Origin of the sequence: Pseudarthrobacter sp. NKDBFgelt (assembly GCF_046097905.1) — a bacterium.
GTDB classification, from domain to species: Bacteria; Actinomycetota; Actinomycetes; order Actinomycetales; family Micrococcaceae; genus Arthrobacter; species Arthrobacter polychromogenes.
In genome coordinates this window covers 1-1421 of sequence record NZ_JBJURL010000172.1, presented here as the reverse complement: position 1 = coordinate 1421, position 1421 = coordinate 1, and the positions used below count along the sequence as shown (strand labels likewise).

Annotated in this window: 1 protein-coding gene; it reads left to right on the top strand. The window is 65.4% G+C overall.

Annotated elements, in window-relative coordinates; genetic code table 11:
- Nucleotides 1-1403 (top strand): amino acid permease (locus ACKAE7_RS20960; RefSeq protein WP_408980217.1); only part of this gene is annotated, 1403 nt, incomplete at its 5' end.
- Nucleotides 1404-1421: the final 18 nt, after the last annotated feature.

Genomic DNA, 1421 nt, shown 5'->3' with positions numbered 1-1421 from the left:
ACCCCACCCTCAGCGCCGAGGGTTACAGCAAGACGCTGGGCAGGCGCCACGTCACCATGATCGCCATGGGCGGCGCCATCGGCGTCGGCCTTTTCATGGGCGCCGGCGGACGCCTGGCCTCCACCGGCCCCGCCCTGATCTTCTCCTACGCCATTGCCGGCGTCATCGCCTACCTGCTCATGCGGGCACTCGGCGAGCTCATCATGTACCGCCAGACCTCGGGTTCGTTCGTGAGCTACGCCGGCGAAATGTTCGGCAAGAAGGGCGCGTTCCTGTCCGGCTGGATGTACTTCATCAACTGGGGCATGACCGGCATCGCCGAGCTGATCGCCATCGGCCTGTACTTCCAGTTCTTCTTCCCCAATGTTCCCGTGGAAGCTTCCGCCATCGCCGCGCTGGCCCTGCTGGTAGCCGTCAACCTGCTGAGCGTCAAGGCGTTCGGCGAGTTCGAGTTCTGGGCCTCCTGCCTTAAGGTGGGCGCCATCCTGACCTTCCTGGTGGTGGGCACGTTCATGGTGGTCACCAACGCCCAGGTGGGCGACGGCAACGCCTCGGTGGCCAACCTGTTCGCGGCCGAGGGCGGCATGTTCCCCAAGGGCGCCCTGGTGATGGTGCTGGTGCTCAACGCCGTGATCTTCGCCTACAACGGCATCGAATTGGTGGGCATCACCGCCGGCGAGATGCAGAACCCGCAGCGCGAAGTCCCCAAGGCGATCCGCGCCGTCGTCCTCCGCATCGTGGTGTTCTACGTCGGTTCCGTGACCCTGCTCGCCATGCTGCTGCCGTCCGACCAGTACGTTGCCGGCACCTCGCCGTTCGTTACTGTGTTCGGCCAGATGGGCCTCGCGTGGGTGGGCGACGTGATGAACATGATCGTGATCACCGCGGCGCTGTCATCCTGCAACTCGGGCCTGTACTCGATCGGCCGCGTCTTCCGCACCATGGCCAACAACGGCCACGCCCCGCAGTGGCTCACCCGGATGTCCCGCCGCCACGTTCCGTACGCGGCCATCCTGGCCATCGCGGCGTTCTACCTGGTGGGCATCCTGCTGAACATCTGGCTGGGCGGCTCGCACGCCTTCGACCTCGCCCTGAACACGGCCTCCATCGGCGTGATCTTCACCTGGGGTGCCATTTTCGCCAGCCAGATCGCGCTGCGCCACAAGAAGGGCGTCACCTCCAGCCTGCCGATGCCCGGCTCCCCGTGGACCAGCTGGGCCGGCCTGGTCTCGCTGCTGGTTATCACCGTGCTGATCGGCTTCGACACCATGACCAGCAAGACCGGCGAGGTGTTCTACCTGGGCCTGTGGACCCTGGCCACCATCCCGTTCTTCGCCCTGCTCCTGTGGCTCGGCTGGCAGAAGGTCAAGGCCAACGAACCGAAGCACGCGCTCTACAACTAGCACCCAAAGCAGGACGGA